The following is a 19,317-nucleotide window of genomic DNA, read 5'->3' as shown; positions in this document are numbered from 1 at the left end:
TTACGTGTCGCCGCCTCGCGGGCCTGCGTTGCGACGACTGATGCCGAAATGTGGGACGGTCCGAACGCGCCGACCCGAACCCTAACCCTGAAGTTTAGGGTTAGGAGAGTGTCTGTTCCCTGGACTCTTCCGAACAGGACACTAAGTCGACAAGTAGCGCGTGTTCAACGAACACGCCGAACCTCCCGTTTTTCTTTTCACCCTATGTGATCACCCGTATCGGTGGCCAACCAGGGTGCGTCGCTGTTCGACCCGGCGTCAACTCCCGGACACGGCAGGGGCGGTGGGGACGCTCACGTCAAAGCGGTCAGCCTTGGGCGCCGCTTTCAGCAGGGCGGTCAGCGCACGGCCCTTCGCCTCGCCCTGTTCGCCGCTCCCCCACACCACGGTCCGCCCCCGGCTCAACTCCAGTACGACCGAGTCGTACGACCCCACCTTGACCTGCACGGTCTCCTTGGCGACCGCCTCGGGGAGGTCTCCGGCGACGCCCACGGCCTCGCGCAGCAGCCGCTCCTCGTCGAAGCGTCGGCCGCTCGGCGACTGTGCCGCGGACAATTCGAGGACCGGAACGCCCGCGGGTGCTTTCGGAACCGTGTCGAATCGCACACCCGAAGCGTCCACTTCCACGAACTTGGCGTCCTTTTTGATGAGCAGGACCGGTTTGCGCTCCGTCACTTTCAGCCCGATTCCGTGCGGCCAGGCGCGCACCACGTCGACCGAATCCACGCGGGGCAGCCGGCTGCGGACCCGCCCCGCGATCTCGTCGGTGTCCACGGTCACCAGCGGCGCCCCAACCGGTACGGCCGCGGCGGCCAGCACCTGCTCGGGGGTCAGCACCCGGGTTCCGCTTGCGGTCACCTTCTCGACCCGGAGCCAGGAGGAGCCGTAGAGCACCCAGCTGCCGCCCCCGACGAGGAACACTGCGGCGAGAAGGCAGAGCAGCACGGGGCCCCGGTGCCGCATGCGCCGGACAAGGCGCTGCAGACCGGGGCCTCGCGGGCCGGAACCTTTCGACGACCTGGGCGGCTTGGGCGGTTTGGGAGAGCCGGAGCCCTTGCCCTTCCGGGCGGACCCGGGATTGCCGCGCTGTGCGGTGGTCGCTCCGGCCACTCCTGTGCCTCCTGCGCTAGCGGTTCCTGTGGGCGGCGATCGCCTCGTACACCATCGCGACCAGCAGCTCGTCGGCGTCCCGGCGGCCGAACTCGGCGGCGGCGCGGGACATCTCGTACAGGCGGTGCGGGTCGGCGAGCACCGGGAGGACCTGGCTGAGCACCCACTCGGGCGTCAGCTCCGCGTCGTCGACGAGCAGGCCGCCGCCGGCCTTGACCACCGGCTGGGCGTTGAGCCGCTGTTCGCCGTTGCCGATCGGCAGCGGGACGTACGCGGCGGGCAGCCCGACGGCGGAGAGTTCGGCGACGGTCATCGCGCCCGCGCGGCACAGCATCATGTCGGCGGCGGCGTACGCGAGATCCATCCGGTCCACGTACGGTACCGGCACATACGGCGGCATCCCGGGCATGTTGTCGACACGCGGCAGTTCGTTCTTCGGGCCGACCGCGTGCAGGATCTGGATCCCGGAGCGCTGGAGGGTCGGAGCGACCTGCTGGATCACCTCGTTGAGGCGGCGGGCGCCCTGCGAGCCGCCGGAGACCAGCAGGGTCGGCAGATTGGGGTCCAGGCCGAAGGCGGCGCGCGCCTCCGGGCGGACCGCGGCCCGGTCCAGGGTCGAGATGCTGCGGCGCAGCGGGATGCCCACGTAGCGGGCGCCGCGCAGCTTGCTGTCGGGGGTGGAGACCGCGACGGCGTGCGCGTAGCGGGAGCCGATCTTGTTGGCCAGTCCCGGCCGGGCGTTGGCCTCGTGGACGATGATCGGCACCCCGAGCCGCTTGGCGGCGAGGTAGCCGGGCAGGGCCACGTAACCGCCGAAGCCGACGACGCAGTCGGCCTTGGTGCGCTCCAGGATCTCCTCTGCGGCCTTGATCGTGCCGCGCAGCCGTCCGGGGACGGTGATCAGCTCGGGGGTGGGCTTGCGGGGCAGCGGGACGGCGGGGATCAGCCCCAGCTCATAACCGCGCTCGGGCACGAGGCGGGTTTCGAGCCCGCGCTCCGTGCCGAGGGCGGTGATGCCCACGGAAGGGTCCTGCCTGCGCAGGGCGTCCGCGAGGGCGAGCGCCGGCTCGATGTGGCCGGCGGTCCCCCCACCGGCGAGTACGACATGCACCGAAATTCACCGCTCTCCGGACGGACGCCTCTTGACGCTCCGTCTCATCGACTTCCATCTCTGCCCGGTCCGCTTCCAGCCGGTCTTCGGCTGGCGCATCGCGAGCGCCGCGCGCGCCGCCGGCTCCTCCCGCGCGAAGGCGATGAGCAGTCCGACCGCGAACATCGTCGGCAGCAGCGCGGACCCTCCGTACGAGAACAGCGGGAGCGGGACTCCGGCGATCGGCAGCAGACCGAGCACCGCACCGATGTTGATCACGGCCTGGGCCGTGATCCAGGTGGTCACGCCTCCCGCGGCATACCGTACGAAGGAGTCCTCCGTGCGTCCGGCCACGCGGATACCCGCATAGCCTAGAGCCGCGAACAGGGCGAGTACCGACAGCGTCCCTGCCAGACCCAGTTCCTCGCCGGTGATGGCGAAGATGAAGTCGGTATGAGCTTCGGGCAGTTGCCCCCATTTTTCCACACTGGCACCCAAACCGGAACCGAACCATCCGCCGGATGCGAGGGCGTAGATCCCGTGCACGGCCTGCCAGCACAGGTCGTTCCGGCCGGGATCCGTCGCGCCGATGCAGGCGAGCCGGTCCATCCGGTGCGGGCTGGTCCTGATGAGCAGTGCGACGATCACACCCGCGAACGCCAGTACCGTGACGAACATCCGCGTCGGGGCTCCCGCCAGCCACAGCAGGCCGAACAGGATGGCTCCGAGGATCATCGCGGTGCCCATGTCCCCGCCCAGCATGATCAGCCCGAGCAGCAGGAAGGCCACCGGGACCAGCGGCACCAGCAGGTGCTTCCACTGGCTCAGCAGCTCCTTGTCGCCCTTGCGGGCCAGCAGGTCGGCGCCCCAGAGGATCAGTGCCAGCTTGCCGAACTCACTGGGCTGGAGCATGAACGGACCACCAAGGGAGATCCAATTCTGGTTGCCGTTGATCGCCACCCCTATCCCGGGGACCTGGACCAGGACCATCAGGAACAAGGTTCCTGCGAGCACGGGATAGGACAGCGCCCGGTGCAGTTTGACGGGCATCCGGGAGGCGACCAGCAGCAGCCCGGTGCCGATCAGGGCGGCCAGGAACTGCTTCTTGAAGAAGTAGGCATCTCCCAGGCCCAGCTGGAGCGCTTTGATCATCGAGGCCGAGTAGACCATCACCAGGCCGAGCACGGTGATGAGCAGCGAGCTGCCGAAAATCAGGTAATACGCGGTGAGGGGCCGGTCCCAGGCCTTGCGCAACTGCCGCTGCGTACGCCGGATGCGCTCCAGCGGCCCGCGCCCGGCGGGCCGCCGCACACCCACCGCCGGACGCCTGCGGCCCTGCGCCTTGACCGTCCTGGCGGACTTGGCGGGCTTCGCGTTCTTGACGGACTTGACGGACTTGACGGCGGACGGCCGCCGCCCGGGCAGCACTTGCTTGGCCGGCATGTGTGACCTTCCCCTCCACTCGTACGAGGCGAGCAGCCGGTCGGGGAGGACTCGCCGACCTGAGAACGGACCGGCCGGACCTACGCGCTCCCGGCGGCCAGTTCGCGCACCGCGTCCGCGAATGCGTCCCCGCGCTTGTTGTAGTTCGCGAACATGTCCATCGAGGCACAGGCCGGGGCCAGCAGAACCGTGTCGCCGGGCTCTGCGAGCCGGGCCGCTTCCCGGACCGCTGCGAGCATCGCCCCAGTGTCGGTCCGCTCGAGGTCGACGACCGGGACCTCGGGGGCGTGTCGCGCCAGCGCCTCGGCGATCAGCGCCCGGTCGGCGCCGATCAGCACCACGCCGCGCAGCCGCTTCGCCGACTTCTGGACGAGCTCGTCGAAGGTCGCGCCCTTGGCGAGGCCGCCGGCGATCCACACGACGGGCTCGAAGGCGGCCAGGGAGGCCTCGGCGGCGTGCGTGTTGGTGGCCTTGGAGTCGTCGATGTACGTGACCCCCGCGACCTCGTCCACGTACGCGACGCGGTGCGCGTCGGGGCGGAAGTTGCGCAGCCCGTCGCGGACCGCGCGCGGCGCGACGCCGAAGGCGCGGGCCAGGGCCGCCGCGGCGAGCGCGTTGGCGATGTTGTGCGGGGCCGGCGGGTTGACGTCCTTGACCTCGGCGAGCTCCTGGGCGTTCTTCTGCCGGTTCTCGACGAAGGCGCGGTCGACGAGGATGCCGTCGACGACGCCGAGCATGGAGGGGCCGGGGGCGCCGAGGGTGAAGCCGATCGCCCGGCAGCCCTCCTCGACGTCCGCCTCGACGACCAGGGCCTCGGTCGCCGGGTCGGCGACGTTGTAGACGCAGGCCACCGTGTTGCCCTCGTAGATGCGGCCCTTGTCGGCGGCGTACGCCTCCATCGAGCCGTGCCAGTCGAGGTGGTCGGGTGCCAGGTTGAGCACGGCCGCCGAGTGGGCGCGCAGCGAGGGCGCCCAGTGCAGCTGGTAGCTGGAGAGTTCGACGGCGAGTACGTCGTACTTCTCCTCGCCGAGCACCACGTCGATGATCGGGGTGCCGATGTTGCCGACGGCCGCGGTCTTCAGGCCCGCGGCCTTCAGGATCGACGCGAGCATCTGGGTGGTGGTGGTCTTGCCGTTGGTGCCGGTGATAGCCAGCCACGGGGCGGAGTCCGGCCCGCGCAGCTGCCAGGCGATCTCGACGTCCCCGACGACCTCGACGCCGGCCTCGGCGGCCGCGGCGAACAGCGGGCTGTCGGGCTTCCAGCCGGGCGAGGTGACGACCAGATCGGTGCCCTGGGGCAGCGTCTCGGCATCCGCGAGCCGTACGGAGATGCCCAGCTCGCCGAGTTCGGCGGCCCGGGCGCGGTGGCCCTCGCTGTCGCCGCCGTCCACCACGGTCACCGATGCGCCGAGGCCGGCCAGGGCGCGGGCGGCACTGATGCCGCTCACGCCGAGACCGGCGACGGTGATGTTCTTGCCCTGCCAGGAGGTCACTTGTCCGCTGCCCATCCCGCGTAGAAGAGTCCGAGACCCACGATCACGCACATGCCCTGGATGATCCAGAACCGGACCACCACCAGGACCTCGGACCACCCCTTCAGTTCGAAGTGGTGCTGCAGCGGGGCCATCCGGAAGACGCGCTTCCCGGTGAGCTTGAAGGAGCCGACCTGGATGACGACCGACATGGTGATGAGGACGAAGAGGCCGCCGAGGAGGGCGATCAGGAACTCCGTGCGGGAGCAGATCGCGAGACCGGCGAGGGCGCCGCCGAGGGCCAGCGAACCGGTGTCACCCATGAAGATCTTGGCGGGCGAGGTGTTCCACCACAGGAAGCCGAAGCAGGCGCCCATCAGCGCGGAGGCGACGATCGCGAGGTCCAGCGGATCTCGTACCTCGAAGCACGCGTTGGGGTTCGTCAGGGTCTGCGCGTTGGCGCACGACTCCTGGAACTGCCAGACGCCGATGAAGGTGTAGGCGCCGAAGACCATCACCGCGGCGCCGGTGGCCAGGCCGTCCAGACCGTCCGTCAGGTTCACGCCGTTGGACATGGCCAGGATCATGAACAGCGCCCAGACCACGAACAGCACCGGGCCGATCGACCAGCCGAAGTCCGTGACGAACGACAGCTTGGTGGAGGCCGGTGCATTGCCGCGGGCGTCCTTGAACTGCAGCGCGAGCACCGCGAAGGCGATGCCGACGATCAGCTGGCCGGCCATCTTGGCCTTGGCCCGCAGACCGAGCGAGCGACGCTTGACGATCTTGATGTAGTCGTCGAGGTAGCCGACGAGGCCCATGCCGGACATCAGGAAGAGCACCAGCACGCCGGAGAACGTGGCCGGGCTGCCCGTGATCACCTTCGTCAGGGCGTACGCGATGATCGTCGCCAGGATGAAGGAGATACCGCCCATGGTGGGCGTGCCCTTCTTCCCGGCGTGGCCGCGCGGGCCGTCGTCGCGGATGAACTGGCCGTAGCCCTTCCGGGCCAGCAGCTTGATCAGCAGCGGCGTGCCGACCACGGTCAGGAACATGCCGATGACACCGGCGAACAGGATCTGCCTCATCGGTCGGCGACCTCGCCCCCGCCGGCCAGCAGCGCCAGAGCGACCCGCTCCAGGCCGACCGACCTGGAAGCCTTCACCAGCACGACGTCACCCGGGCGCAGTTCACTGCGCAACAGGTCGATCGCCGCCTGCGCGTCGGACACGACCACCGACTCCTCACCCCACGAACCCTCGTTATATGCGCCCAATTGCAGCCAGGACGCTTCCCTGCCCCCGACTGCGACGAGCTTGCTCACGTTGAGCCGGACGGCAAGCCGTCCCACCGCATCGTGCTCGGCCAGCGATGCGTCCCCGAGCTCGGCCATGGGACCGAGCACCGCCCACGTACGTCCCCCGTCGGCCCTGGCGGCGCCGCCCATCGCGGCAAGCGCGCGCAGAGCGGCCCGCATGGACTCGGGATTCGCGTTGTAGGCGTCGTTGACGATCGTCACGCCGTCCGCCCGCTCGGTGACCTCCATCCGCCACCGGGACAAGGTGCCCGCCTCGGAGAGCGCGGTGGCGATCTCCTCCACGGACATGCCCAGTACATGGGCGACGGCGGCCGCGGCGAGCGCGTTCGACACGTGGTGCTCACCGTACAGGCGCAAGGTCACTTCGCCGCACCCGGTGGGTGTGTGGAGTGTGAAGGAGGGTTGTCCTGCCGGTGTCATACGGACTTCGGTGGCCCGTACCTCGGCGTCGCCGGCCTCGCCGAAGAGCACCGTACGGGCCTTCGTCCGGGTGGACATCGCGCGCACCAGCGGGTCGTCGGCGTTGAGGACGGCGACTCCGCCCTCGGCTTCGGACGGCAGGGCCTCGACCAGCTCGCCCTTGGCCTGGGCGATCTGCTCACGGCCGCCGAACTCGCCGATGTGGGCGGTCCCGACGTTGAGGACGAGTCCGATGCGCGGCGGGGTCAGGCCGGTGAGGTAGTCGATGTGCCCGATGCCGCGGGCGCCCATCTCCAGCACCAGGTGCCGGGTTTCCTCCGTGGCGCGCAGCGCGGTGAGCGGCAGGCCGATCTCGTTGTTGAGGGAGCCCGGGGTCCACACGGTGGGCGCGTGGGCCTGGAGCACCTGGGCGATGAGGTCCTTGGTGGAGGTCTTGCCGGCGGAGCCGGTCAGAGCCACCACGTCGGTGCCGAGCCGCTCGACGACCGCTCGGGCGAGGGCTCCGAGGGCCTTCTCGACATCGGCGACGACGATCGCGGGGACGCCGACGGGCCGGGCGGCGAGGACGGCCGCGGCTCCGGAGGCGACCGCGCGCTCGGCGTAGTCGTGGCCGTCGACGTGCTCGCCGGCGAACGCGGCGAACAGGCTGCCGGCCTCCACCTGGCGGGAGTCGATGACGACGGGCCCGGTGATCCGCACGGACGGATCCGGTATGTCGTGGGGCCGCCCGCCGGTGATGTCGGCGATCTCGGCGAGGGAAAGGGCGATCACTGGTTCACCTCGGCCTGTCGGACGTTGCTGCCTTGCTGGCGTTCGATCGCGGCGCGGAGCACCGCGCGGTCGTCGAAGGGCCGTACGACGCCCGCGGTTTCCTGGCCCTGCTCGTGGCCCTTGCCGGCCACCAGCACCGTGTCGCCGGGCTCGGCGCGGGCGACCGCGGCTGCGACGGCCGCGGCCCGGTCGGCGTCGACGAGGACCGTGCCGCGCTCTTCGGCGGGTACGGAGACGGCGCCCTCGAACATCGCGGCGAGGATCGCGAGGGGGTCCTCGGACCGCGGGTTGTCGGAGGTCAGCACGGCGGTGTCGGCGAACCGGGCGGCCGCGGCGCCCATCGGGGCGCGCTTGGTGGTGTCGCGGTCGCCGCCGCAGCCGAGCACGATGTGCAGCTTGCCGGTGGTGACCTCGCGCAGTGCACGCAGCACCGATTCGACGGCGTCCGTCTTGTGCGCGTAGTCGACGACGGCGAGGTACGGCTGGCCCGCGTCCACCCGCTCCAGCCGGCCGGGGACCCCGGGGACCGCGGCGACGCCGTCGGCGGCGGTCTGCGGGTCGAGGCCGGCGGCGGCGAGCGTGACGATCGCGGCGACGGTGTTGGCGACGTTGAACGGGCCGGGCAGCGGGGCCGTGGCCCGTACGCGCTGCCCCTCCGGGCCGACCAGGGTCAGCGTGGAGTCCATGTGCCCGAACACCACGTCCTCGGCGCGCCAGTCGGCGGCCGCATCGCCCGCGGCGGAGAACGTGACCACCGGGATCGCGGCCTCCTTGGCGAGGCGGCGGCCGTACTCGTCGTCGACGTTGACCACCCCGAGGCGGGCGCGGCGCTCGGTGAAGAGCTGCGCCTTGGCCTGGAAGTAGTCCTCCATGTCGGAGTGGAACTCCATGTGCTCCGGGCTCAGGTTGTTGAAGACGGCGACGTCGAAGACGCATCCGTCCACCCGGCCGAGCACCAGGGCGTGGCTGGAGACCTCCATGGCGACGGCCTCGACCCCGCGTTCGCGCATGACCGCGAACAGGGCCTGGAGGTCGGTCGCCTCGGGGGTGGTGCGCTCCGACTTGATGCGCTCGTCGCCGATGCGCATCTCGACGGTGCCGACCAGCCCGGTGCTGCGTCCGGCCCCGCGCAGACCGCCCTCGACGAGGTACGCCGTGGTGGTCTTGCCGGAGGTGCCGGTGATGCCGATCTGGAGCAGGCCCTCGCCTGGACGGCCGTAGATCGCGGCGGCGAGCTCGCCCATCCGGCCGCGCGGGCCGTCGACGGCCAGGACCGGCAGGCCGGTCGCGGCCGCGCGCCCGGCGCCCGCCGGGTCGGTCAGCACGGCCGCGGCGCCGAGTGCGGCCGCCTGGGCCGCGAAGTCGGCGCCGTGCAGCTTCGCGCCGGGCAGGGCCGCGTACAGGTCGCCGGGGCGCACGGCACGGGAGTCGTGCGTGATCCCGGTGATCTGCGGCTGCTGCTGCGGCGGCTGCGCGGCGGCTGCGCCGGGGGCTTCGATGCCCAGCAGGGTGGCCAGCTCGCCCAGGGGTGTCGGGCGGGCGGCCTGGGGCCGGGGCGCTCCCGGCGGCGTTGCCGGGGCGTCTTTCTGGGTGGTTCTGGGCTGATCAGCGTGGGGCACGGCGGTGAGCGTACCGGGCTCGGCGGGCCGCTCGCGAAGTGAGGGCCCGCCCGTGCCACCGGCGGCCGTCGGGTTCCCGGGGTTCGGGGTGATCGTTGTCACTGATGGTGCCTCACGGATTTCTGGCGGGCCGGCGGGGCGGCCCGGGTCACTGGCCGGGCTGCGGGGCGGGCTGGGGGGCGGGCTGTGCGGCGGGCTGGGGGCCGGCTTCGAAAGTCACCGGGAGCCCGGCGGGGGCGCCTCCGGTCGGGGCGACCTGGAGGGTCTTGAGGGCGAACTCCATGACCTTCTTGTAGATCGGGCCGCAGATCTGACCTCCGAAGTAGCTGCCCTTGGTGGGGTTCTGGATGGCGCAGTAGACGGTGATCCGCGGGCTGTCGGCCGGCGCGAAGCCGGCGAAGGAGGCGGTGTAGCCCTTGTAGCGGCCGGTGGCCGGATCCACCCGGTTGGAGGTGCCGGTCTTGCCGCCGACCCGGTAGCCGGGGATGCGGGCCTTGGTGCCGGTTCCCTCCTGGTCGTCGACGACCGACTCCAGCATCGCGGACAGCGCCTTGGCGGTCTCCGGGCTGATCACGCGGGTCTGCCCGGGGGCCGGGGCCGGCGTGAAGCGGCCGTCGGGGCCCTTGGTGCCGCGGACCAGGGTGGGCGCGATCCGGACTCCGCCGTTGGCGATCGTCGAGTACACGGAGGCCGCCTGCATGGCGTTGAGGGAGAGGCCCTGGCCGAACGGGATCGTGTACTGCTGGGAGGTGGACCAGGCCTCGGGCCGGGCGAGGATGCCGCGGGACTCGCCCGGGTAGTTCAGGCCGGTGGGCTGCCCGATGCCGAACCTGTTCAGGTAGGAGTGGAGGACCCGGTTGGACTCGGGCTGGGTGGCGCCGAGCTGGCCGGTGGCCAGGATGGTGCCGATGTTGGAGGACTTGGCGAGGACCCCGTTGAGGGTCAGGTACCAGGTCGGGTGGTCGATGTCGTCCTTGAACAGCCGGTCGCCGCGGTGCAGCCGGTTGGGCACCTCGACGTGAGTCTCGGGGGTGGCCTTCTTCTCCTCCAGCACGGCGGCCATCGACATCACCTTGGCGGTGGAGCCGGGCTCGTACACGTCCTGGAGGGCCGCGTTGCCCATGGCGGCGGAGCTGGCCTTCGACAGGTCGTTGGGGTCGAAGCCGGGGGCGTTGGCCATGGCCAGCACCTCTCCGGTGCGGGTGTCCTGGACGATGACGTAGCCGCGATCGGCCTCGGACTTGGCGACCTGCTCGGTGATGGCGCTCTGCGCCGCCCACTGGATGTCGCGGTCGATGGTCAGCTCGATGTCCTCGCCGGGCACGGCGGGCTTCTCGCTGGACCCGGCCGTGGGCACGCGCCGGCCGCCGGACTGGGCGTACGTGATGGCGCCGTCCTTGCCGGACAGCTTCTTGTCGAGGGAGGACTCGAGGCCGCCGGCGCCCTTGCCCTCGGCGTTGACGTAGCCCAGTATCCCGGCGGCCAGGTCCCCGTTGGGGTACACGCGCTTGCTGCTGTCCTCGTTGAACACGCCGGCGAGGACGTTCGCGCCGGGGCCGTTGCTCTTCTTGTCGGCGGCGGCCTTGTCGGCGAAGACCCGCTTGAGGTCCTTGATCTGGTTCCAGACCTGGGGGGTCTGGCGGCGGGCGAGGACGACGTAGCGGGTGTTCTTGGTCTTCAGCCGGGCGGCGAGCTCCTTGGCGTCCTTGCCGAGGATCGGCGCGAGGAGGGCGGCGGCCTGCTCGGGGGCGTCCGGGGCCTTGCTGTCCTGCGGGGTGAACATCTTCGGGTCGGCGGTGATGTCGTACGCGTCGACGCTGGTCGCGAGCGCGACGCCCTTGCGGTCGGTGATCTCGCCGCGCTCGGCGGCCAGGGTGTAGCTCGCGAAGCGGTTCTCGGAGGCCTTGGCGGAGTACGCGGAGGCATCGACGGCCTGCACCTGGAGCAGCCGCACGACGAAGGCGAGCATGACGAGGGTCAGCCCGACGCTGACGAGGCGCAGGCGGGGCTTGGGGCTGCCGAGGCGGATGGTGTGCTGTTGCCTCGTGGGGGCGGGCCGCCGGGTCGCGGGTCGCGAATTGGCCCGCGCCCGCTCGCCGCCCCCGGGCCGCGCCCGCCCGGGCCCAGGCACCCGCCGCCGCCCCTCCTGCCCCCTCACGCCACCACCCCGAGGGGCAGTACCGCCGCCGGGCCCGAACGGCCCCGCGGGGGCCGGCCGGCCCTGGGGCTCCGCCCCAGACCCCGCGCCTCAATCGCCCGCGGGGCTGGATTCACCGACGGGACGGCGTCCGTGTGCGGCGCCGCTGCCGGGGGCCGGCCGCCGCCCGCGGCGCCGCACCCGTGCGGGGTCCGGGCGGAGCCCGGGTGGGGGTCCCTCCCGGACGGAGTCTGGGGGAGGGAGAAGGGTGGGTACGGGAAGGCCCCGCGCAGCGGCAGCCCGCCGGGCCTGGCGGGGGCCGGCAATCCGGTGCAGGGGGAAGGTCCCGCCGGAGGTACCCCCGGCGGGAGCTGGGGGAGGGTCCGCGTCACGACGTCACCTTCCGGGGGTCGGGTTGGACTGAGGGGCTCCGCCCGGCCCGGACTGGCCGGTCTGCGGCGCACCCGCCGGGCCGCCGGCCGGGCCGGAGCCCGGGGTGCCGGCCGGGGCGCCTGCCGGGCCGCCCGTCTGGGCGGAGCCCTGGGCGCCGCCTGAGGCAGAACCCTGGGTGCCGGCCTGGGCAGAGCCTGCGGCGCCGGGCGGGGCGCCGGCTGGGGCACCGCCCGGAGCCGAGCCGGGGGCACCACCCGGGGCAGAGCCCGGGGCGCCCGGCTGGGACGAGCCGGGGGCGGAACCCGGGGCGGCGGACTGGGTCGGGGTCGGGGTCTCCGCCACTGCCGCCGTCCCCGTGACCCTGCCGTCCGGGCCGATGAAGACCGGGCTGCCCCCCGGGACCAGGCCCAGCTCATGCGCCCGCCGCTGCAACGCGTCGGGCGCCGAGTACCCGTCCACGTCCCGCTGCAGCGCCTGTTCCTCGTCGGTGAGCGCGGTCGTCTCCTTTTTCAGCTTGCTCAGCTGGAAGGAGCCCTGGTTGAGCGCCGAGTTCAAGAGCAGCAGGCTGATCAGCCCGCCCGCGAGCAGCGCCACCACCAGCAGGACGAACGGCGTCCGCGCCGCCTGCCCCGGAGGGCCTCCGCGCAGCCGCCCCAGTCCCCCGGCTTTGCTCACAGCCGCGCCTCCCGGATGCGCTCGACTCCGCGGAAGCGGGCCGGAGCGGCCCGCCGGTTCTCGGCGATCTCCTCCTCCGTGGGCAGCTCCGCGCCACGGGTGAGCAGCTTCAGCTTGGGCTGGTACTTCTCCGGAACCACCGGCAGCCCGGGCGGGGCCGTCGAGGTCGCGCCCGCCGCGAAGACCTGCTTGACGAGCCGGTCCTCCAGCGAGTGGTACGACAGCACCGCGATCCGGCCGCCCACCGCGATCCGGTCCACCGCAGCCGGGATCGCCCGCTCCAGACCCGACAGCTCGCCGTTGACCTCGATCCGCAGCGCCTGGAAGGTCCGCTTGGCCGGGTTGCCGCCCGTCCGCTTCACCGCCTGCGGCAGCGCGTCCCGGATCAGCTCGACCAGCCGCGCGCTGTTGCTGAAGGGCTCCTTCTCGCGCTCGCGCACGATCGCCGACACGATCCGCTTGGCCTGCTTCTCCTCTCCGTACTGGCGCAGGATCCGCACCAGCTCGCCGGGCGCGTACGTGTTGAGGACCTCCGCCGCGCTGATGCCGGTCGTCTGGTCCATCCGCATGTCCAGCGGCGCGTCCTGCGCGTAGGCGAACCCGCGGTCGGCCTCGTCCAGCTGCATGGAGGAGACGCCCAGGTCGAAGAGGATGCCCTGGACGGCCGGGATGCCCAGGCCGTCGAGCACCTCCGCGAGGTCGGCGTAGATCGCGTGGACGAGGGTGGCCCGGTCGCCGAAGGGGGCGAGCCGCTCGCCGGAGAGCCGCAGGGCCTCCCTGTCGCGGTCGAGGCCGATCAGGTGCGCCTCGGGGAACCGGGTCAGCAGGGCCTCGCTGTGGCCGCCGAGGCCGAGGGTGCAGTCGACGACGACGGCCCCGGGCCTCTCCAGCGCCGGGGCCAACAGGTCCAGGCACCGCTGGAGCATCACCGGGACATGTCGGGACTCGCTAGTCAAAGCGCCCTCTCAGATAACGGCGCGGCAGGCATACGCCGCGCCGCGCACGCGGAGTGTTACTAACGACCTGGAGAGCAATAGCGCCCGGCGTCCGGGCGCTATTGCTCTCCAGGTCGTAAGGGCCGGGCGGCCGGTCAGGGCCGGGCTCCGGCCGGTTCGCGTCACTTTAGTGCAACGGTCGCCGCGGTCAACGAACCGCCCCGCGCGCCGTGCGCCCCTCTCCCACGGAACCCGCAAAAGCCGCGAATCACCTGAATGGCCGCCCTCGCCTCACTCCTGTGGGTTAGCTCACAACAAGACCGGTTGACCTTCTTTGTCCACCCTCACTCCATGCCTTTACCCGCGGTGACCACTACCGTCGTATGCATGACGACTTCCGCATCCCTGCCCGCAGAGTCCACCCCCCAGGCATCCAGCGGCGGCTCGGTCACGGACCGGCTGGTGGCGGCGAACCGGCAGTACGCCGCGGAATTCGCGGACCCCGGCATGGACGCCCGCCCCGTCCTGCAGGTGGCCGTCGTGGCCTGTATGGACGCCCGCCTCGACCTGCACGCCGCCCTCGGCCTCGAGCTCGGCGACTGCCACACGATCCGCAACGCGGGCGGCGTGGTCACCGACGACACCATCCGCTCGCTCACCATCAGCCAGCGCGCCCTCGGCACCCGCACGGTCATACTCATCCACCACACCGGCTGCGGTCTCGAAAGCCTGACCGAGGACTTCCGGCACGAACTCGAGGACGAGGTCGGCCAGCGCCCCGCCTGGGCCGTCGAGGCCTTCCGGGACGTGGACCAGGACGTCCGCCAGTCCATGCAGCGGGTCCGGACGAACCCCTTCCTGCCGCACCGCGACGATGTGCGAGGCTTCGTCTTCGACGTGCACACCGGACTCCTGAGGGAGATCGATCCCGCCTCGTGAGTGACACAAGGCCACAGCGCCGTCAAGAATGCGGGAAGACGCCACCCGGAAAACCGTCCGGGCCGGCGTCCGTGTAGGGGTGGGCCGGAGTGCGCCGAAAGCGTCGGCCCTGCAGAAAGGGCCGAGGAGAACCAGGTGACGACGTATGACGACCGAGCGAGCCTCGCGGATCTGACGAGCACCGCGGAGCGGGTGCGCCGCTCGGTCGAGAGCGTGATCGAGGGCAAGCCCGAGGTCGTACGCATCGCGCTGACCGTGCTGCTCGCCGAGGGGCACCTGCTGATCGAGGACGTCCCGGGCGTGGGCAAGACCATGCTCGCCAAGACGCTCGCGAAGTCCATCGACTGCTCGGTGCAGCGCATCCAGTTCACGCCGGACCTGCTGCCCTCCGACATCACCGGTGTGAGCATCTACGACCAGCAGCGCCGCGAGTTCGAGTTCAAGCCGGGCGCGATCTTCGCGCAGATCGTCATCGGCGACGAGATCAACCGCGCCTCGCCGAAGACTCAGTCCGCGCTGCTGGAGTCGATGGAGGAGCGCCAGGTCACCATCGACGGCACGACGTACACGCTGCCGAGCCCGTTCATGGTGGTCGCCACCCAGAACCCGGTGGAGATGGAGGGCACCTACCCCCTCCCCGAGGCCCAGCGCGACCGCTTCATGGCCCGCGTCTCCGTCGGCTACCCGAGCGCCGAGGCCGAGCTCCAGATGCTCGACGTGCACGGCGGGGTCTCCCCGCTCGACGACCTCCAGTCCGTCGCGCACGCCCACGACATCGTCAAGCTGATAGAGGCCGTGCGCGAGGTGTACGTCGCCGAGCCCGTCCGGCGCTACGTCGTCGACCTGGTCTCCGCCACGCGCAGCCACCCGGACCTGCGCCTGGGCGCCTCGCCCCGTGCCACGCTCCACCTGCTGCGCGCCGTGAAGGCCTCGGCCGCCCTGTCCGGCCGGGAGTACGTGCTGCCCGACGACGTGCAGTCGCTGGCCGCCCCCGTCCTCGCGCACCGGCTGCTGCCCACCGCGCAGGCCCAGCTCAACCGGCGCACCGCCGAGCAGGTCGTCCACGACATCCTCCAGCGCACCCCCGTCCCCGCCGCCCACGTCCGCGGCGAGATGCCGCCCGGCGCGGGCATCCGGAGCTTCTGATGAGCGCCGGTGCCCCGCGCGGCGCCGGCGGCGAGGGCCGGGGCGCCGGCGGGCTGCGCGCCTCGCTGGCGGGGCTGACCACCCGCGGCCGGTCCTTCCTGGCCGCCGGTGTCGCCGCCGCCCTGTGCGCCTACGTACTCGGCCAGGGCGAACTCCTCCGGGTCGGGCTGCTGCTCGCCGTGCTGCCGCTGGTCTGCGTCCTCGCCCTGCACCGCACCCGCCACCGGGTCTCCGGCAGCCGCCGGCTGACCCCGATGCGGGTGCCCGCGGGTTCCGAGGCCCGGGTCCAGCTGCGCATGGAGAACGTCTCCCGGCTGCCCACCGGACTGCTCATGCTGCAGGACCGGGTGCCGTACGTCCTCGGACCCCGGCCCCGCTTCGTCCTGGACCGGGTCGAGCCCGGCGGGCGCCGCGAGGTGTCCTACCGGGTCCGCTCCGACCTGCGCGGCCGCTATCCGCTGGGCCCGCTCCAGCTGCGGCTGACCGACCCCTTCGGGCTGGTCGAGCTGACCCGCTCGTTCAGCACGTACGACACGCTCACCGTCATCCCCCGCACCGAGGTGCTGCCCCCGGTCCGGCTGACCGGCGAGACCTCCGGCTACGGCGACGGCAGCCGCCGCTCCCTGGCCCTGGCCGGCGACGACGACGTGATCCCGCGCAGCTACCGGCGCGGCGACGACCTGCGCCGGGTGCACTGGCGCTCCACCGCCCGCTACGGCGAGCTGATGGTGCGCCGCGAGGAGCAGCCGCAGCGCAGCAGGGCCACGGTCCTGCTGGACACCCGCGGCGTCGCCTTCGAGGGCGCGGGACCGGACTCCGCGTTCGAGTGGGCGGTGTCCGGGGCGGCCTCGTCCCTGGTGCACCTGCTCGAGCAGGGGTTCTCGGTACGGCTGCTGACGGACACCGGGACCTCGGTGCCCGGCGACGGCGGCAGCTTTGAAAAATACGGGGCGTCCTCCGGCGGGCAGGAGTCGGCGGAGTCCGTCGGGCTGATGATGGACACCCTCGCGGTCGTCGGGCACTCCGACGGCGCCGGCCTCTCGCGCGCGTACGACGCGGTGCGCAGCGGCGGTGGTGGCGGTGGCTTCGGCGGAGCCGGCGGTGACGGGCTCCTCATCGCCTTCTTCGGGGACCTGGACGACGTACAGGCGGAACTGGCGGCCAGGATGCGCGTGCGCTGCGGCGGCGCGGTGGCCTTCGTACTGGACTCCGCGCTCTGGTCCGGGCGGCCGTCGCGCGTGGAGGCGCGGGTGCGCAGGCTGCGCGACGCGGGCTGGACGGCGCTGGCCGCACCGCCCGGGGTGGCGTTCGGGGAGCTGTGGCGGCAGGCCGGGAACGCTCCGCTCGGCACGGGTACTTCCGGAGGTTGGGGATGAGCGGGCGAGCGCGCGTGACGCTCTTCGCGATGCTGGCGACCCTGCTCACCTCGTGGTCGCTGGGCTCGCTGGTGGACTCGGCGGGCTGGCTGCTGCAGGCTGCGCTGCTGCTGGCCGTGCAGAGCGGGGTGGGGGCCGGGGCCCGGCGGGTACCGCTGGGGCGCACGCTGACCGTGGCCTCGCAGGTCCTGGTGTCGCTGCTGGTGCTCATGTTCCTGTTCGCGGGCAAGGGCGAATCCACCGGGACCGGGCCGATGGCCTACCTGGTGACGGACTTCGGCGCCCTGTTCCGGCGGGGCGTGCAGGACGTCGGCGAGTTCGCGATCCCGGCGCCGCTGACGGACGGCATCCGGCTGCTCCTGCTGGCCGGGGTGCTGCTGATCGGGCTGCTGGTGGACCTGCTGGCGGTCACCTTGCGGACCGCTGCCGCGGCCGGGCTGCCGCTGCTCGCGCTGTACTCGGTCGCCGCGGGTCTCTCCGGCGGCGCCGGGGCCTCCGCGGTCTCCTTCCTGCTGGCCGGCTGCGGCTACCTGTTGCTGCTTCTGGCCGAGGGCCGCGACCGGCTCGCCCAGTGGGGCCGGGTCTTCGGCGCGGCCCCGAGCGGGCGGGTGTCGGCGGCCTCGGGGTACGGGGGCGGCGGCGCGGGCACGGGCCAGGCGCTGGCCCCCGTACGCACGGGCCGGCGGATAGGCGCGGTGGCGCTGGGGATCGCGCTGGCGGTGCCGGCGGCGCTGCCGGCGCTCGGCGGCGGACTGCTGGGCGCCCAGGGCGAGGCCGAGGGCGGCGGCACGGGCGTCGGCGGGACGATCTCGGCGGTCAACCCGCTGGTCTCCCTGCAGGGCAGCCTGAACGCGCAGGACAACCGGGTCGTGCTGAAGTACCGCACGGACAGCCCGCAGCTCGGCGAGCAGTACCTGCGGATCCTGGCGCTGGACGAGTTCAACGGCGTCAAGTGGGAGGCCTCCGGGCGCGCCCTGACCGACGTACCGGAGCGGCTGCCGGCCCCGCCGGGGCTGAGCGAGCAGGTCCGGGCGACCGGGACCGAGGTACGGACGAGCATCTCGGCGGCGGACACGTACGCGCAGCGCTACCTGCCGATGCCGTACCCGGCGACGGGCGTGGACATCCCCGGCAAGTGGCGGTTCGAGCCGGCCGGCCGGACCCTGGTCGGGGACCAGCTGGGCAAGGACAAGTTCCAGAACGTGCAGGGCGCCATGTACACGGTGCGCAGCCTGCTGCTGCGGCCGACGGCGGTGGAGCTGCAGGCGGCGCCGGAGGCGAATCCGGCGATCAAGGCCGAGTACACGAAGCTTCCGGACAATCTGCCTGCCGTGGTCGCCGATACGGCCCGCCAGGTCACGAAGGGTTCGAAGGACGACTACACGCGGGCGGTGAAGCTGCAGGACTACTTCGCCGTGAACGGTGGATTCCGCTACGACACGAAGGTGGCCTCGGGTACGGGGCCGCAGGCCATCGCCCGGTTCCTCGCGGACAAGGAGGGGTTCTGCATCCACTTCGCGTTCTCGATGGCGGCGATGTCGCGCTCGCTCGGTATCCCGGCGCGGGTCGCCGTGGGGTTCACGCCCGGCGAGAAGCAGTCGGACGGCAGCGTGAACGTGTCGATGCGGGACGCGCACGCGTGGCCCGAGCTGTACTTCGAGGGCGTGGGCTGGACCCGGTTCGAGCCGACGCCGCGGCAGGGCATCACGATCCCGGACTACTCCCGGGCCGACACCCCGGCGGCCCAGCCGTCCGCGCCGACGGCGCTGCCCTCGCAGGGCCCGACGCAGCCGTCGGCGGCGCCGTCCAAGGCCGAGGACTGCCCGCCGGAGCTGAAGAAGCTGGGCGAGTGCGGGGCTGCGGCGGCGCAGCAGAACGCGGGTCCGGACGGCAGCGGCCCGTCGCTGACCACGGTCCTGACGTGGACCCTGTCCCTGCTGGTCGTGCTGGCCCTCCCCCTGCTCCCCCTGCTGTGGCGCAGGCGGGTCCGCGCACGCCGCCTGTCGGGCGGGGCTGTTCTGGCGGCCTGGGAGGAGCTGGGCGACGCGGCGTGGGACGTGGGCATCGCGCCCGACGAGGCCCTGTCGCCGCGCCGGGCCGCGGGCCGTGTGGTGGTACTGGGCCGGCTGGAGCAGGACGCGGCGGATGCGGTGCACCGGGTTGCGGGGGCGGTGGAGCAGGCGCTGTACGCCCCGCCCGGCGCGGAGGTCTCGTACGAGACCCTGACGGCGGACGTCCTGCTGGCCCGGGCGGCCCTCCTCGGCTCGGTGAGCCGCGGGTCGCGCCTGCGCGCGCTGCTGCTCCCCCGCTCGGCGGTCCGCCTCCGCTGGGCGGCATCGGCCCACTGGTCGTCGTTGAAGGCCCGCGCCACACCCGGACTGACCCGGGCCTCGGCCCTCCTCTCCCGCCTGCCCCTCCGCGGCCGGAGCTGAGGCGGAGGGGGAGGCCCTGCGGGCGGCTTCTCCCCGCAACG

At 72.5% G+C, this 19,317-nt stretch carries 14 protein-coding genes; 4 read left to right on the top strand and 10 right to left on the bottom strand.

The genetic code is table 11. The annotated features are described in order from the left end of the window. Positions 1 to 258 precede the first annotated feature (258 nt). The 10 genes from AB0M76_RS24750 to rsmH all read right to left on the bottom strand — a co-directional run bounded on the left by AB0M76_RS24750 (position 259) and on the right by rsmH (position 13,404). A complete protein-coding gene (locus AB0M76_RS24750) occupies positions 259 to 963 on the bottom strand; it encodes an FtsQ-type POTRA domain-containing protein (RefSeq protein ID WP_365954928.1) in 705 nt (234 codons plus the stop codon). 163 nt (positions 964 to 1,126) lie between these two features. Then, positions 1,127 to 2,221 carry an undecaprenyldiphospho-muramoylpentapeptide beta-N-acetylglucosaminyltransferase gene (murG, locus tag AB0M76_RS24745; RefSeq protein WP_266993987.1) on the bottom strand — a complete coding sequence of 365 codons (1,095 nt, stop codon included), beginning with the start codon at positions 2,219 to 2,221 and terminating at the stop codon, positions 1,127 to 1,129. 6 nt (positions 2,222 to 2,227) lie between these two features. Further along, positions 2,228 to 3,643 carry a putative lipid II flippase FtsW gene (ftsW, locus tag AB0M76_RS24740; RefSeq protein ID WP_365954927.1) on the bottom strand — a complete coding sequence of 472 codons (1,416 nt, stop codon included), beginning with the start codon at positions 3,641 to 3,643 and terminating at the stop codon, positions 2,228 to 2,230. Positions 3,644 to 3,723: 80 nt separating this feature from the next. Beyond that, positions 3,724 to 5,151 carry a UDP-N-acetylmuramoyl-L-alanine--D-glutamate ligase gene (gene murD, locus AB0M76_RS24735; protein ID WP_365954926.1) on the bottom strand — a complete coding sequence of 476 codons (1,428 nt, stop codon included), beginning with the start codon at positions 5,149 to 5,151 and terminating at the stop codon, positions 3,724 to 3,726. Next, positions 5,133 to 6,203, bottom strand: a complete 1,071-nt coding sequence (gene mraY / locus AB0M76_RS24730; RefSeq protein ID WP_030156005.1) for a phospho-N-acetylmuramoyl-pentapeptide-transferase — start codon at positions 6,201 to 6,203, stop codon at positions 5,133 to 5,135. The genes murD and mraY overlap by 19 nt, the downstream gene beginning before the upstream one ends. Continuing rightward, positions 6,200 to 7,624, bottom strand: coding sequence for a UDP-N-acetylmuramoyl-tripeptide--D-alanyl-D-alanine ligase (murF, locus tag AB0M76_RS24725; RefSeq protein ID WP_365954925.1), 1,425 nt, complete (start codon positions 7,622 to 7,624; stop codon positions 6,200 to 6,202). Before murF ends, mraY begins: the two co-directional genes overlap by 4 nt. Then, positions 7,621 to 9,345 carry a UDP-N-acetylmuramoyl-L-alanyl-D-glutamate--2,6-diaminopimelate ligase gene (locus AB0M76_RS24720; RefSeq protein ID WP_365954924.1) on the bottom strand — a complete coding sequence of 575 codons (1,725 nt, stop codon included), beginning with the start codon at positions 9,343 to 9,345 and terminating at the stop codon, positions 7,621 to 7,623. Before AB0M76_RS24720 ends, murF begins: the two co-directional genes overlap by 4 nt. A 46-nt stretch (positions 9,346 to 9,391) precedes the next feature. After that, on the bottom strand, positions 9,392 to 11,374 hold the full coding sequence (locus AB0M76_RS24715) for a penicillin-binding protein 2 (RefSeq protein ID WP_365954923.1): 1,983 nt from the start codon (positions 11,372 to 11,374) through the stop codon (positions 9,392 to 9,394). 402 nt (positions 11,375 to 11,776) lie between these two features. Further along, positions 11,777 to 12,448 carry a hypothetical protein gene (locus tag AB0M76_RS24710; protein ID WP_365954922.1) on the bottom strand — a complete coding sequence of 224 codons (672 nt, stop codon included), beginning with the start codon at positions 12,446 to 12,448 and terminating at the stop codon, positions 11,777 to 11,779. After that, on the bottom strand, positions 12,445 to 13,404 hold the full coding sequence (gene rsmH, locus AB0M76_RS24705; RefSeq protein WP_365954921.1) for a 16S rRNA (cytosine(1402)-N(4))-methyltransferase RsmH: 960 nt from the start codon (positions 13,402 to 13,404) through the stop codon (positions 12,445 to 12,447). The genes AB0M76_RS24710 and rsmH overlap by 4 nt, the downstream gene beginning before the upstream one ends. Before the next feature lie 366 nt (positions 13,405 to 13,770). On the opposite strand from rsmH, the gene AB0M76_RS24700 reads away from it, so the two are divergent. From AB0M76_RS24700 to AB0M76_RS24685, 4 genes are all read left to right on the top strand, one after another. Continuing rightward, entirely contained in the window at positions 13,771 to 14,322 is a 552-nt protein-coding gene (locus AB0M76_RS24700; protein WP_266667851.1) for a carbonic anhydrase, read from the top strand. Positions 14,323 to 14,457: 135 nt separating this feature from the next. After that, entirely contained in the window at positions 14,458 to 15,468 is a 1,011-nt protein-coding gene (locus AB0M76_RS24695; protein WP_365954920.1) for a MoxR family ATPase, read from the top strand. Further along, positions 15,468 to 16,844, top strand: coding sequence for a DUF58 domain-containing protein (locus AB0M76_RS24690; RefSeq protein ID WP_365954919.1), 1,377 nt, complete (start codon positions 15,468 to 15,470; stop codon positions 16,842 to 16,844). The genes AB0M76_RS24695 and AB0M76_RS24690 overlap by 1 nt, the downstream gene beginning before the upstream one ends. Beyond that, a complete protein-coding gene (locus tag AB0M76_RS24685; protein WP_365954918.1) occupies positions 16,841 to 19,276 on the top strand; it encodes a transglutaminaseTgpA domain-containing protein in 2,436 nt (811 codons plus the stop codon). The genes AB0M76_RS24690 and AB0M76_RS24685 overlap by 4 nt, the downstream gene beginning before the upstream one ends. Positions 19,277 to 19,317: the final 41 nt, after the last annotated feature.

The sequence above is a fragment of the Streptomyces sp. NPDC051364 genome (genome assembly GCF_040682115.1).
Lineage (GTDB): Bacteria > Actinomycetota > Actinomycetes > Streptomycetales > Streptomycetaceae > Streptomyces.
This window is presented reverse-complemented; position numbering and strand designations above follow the sequence as displayed.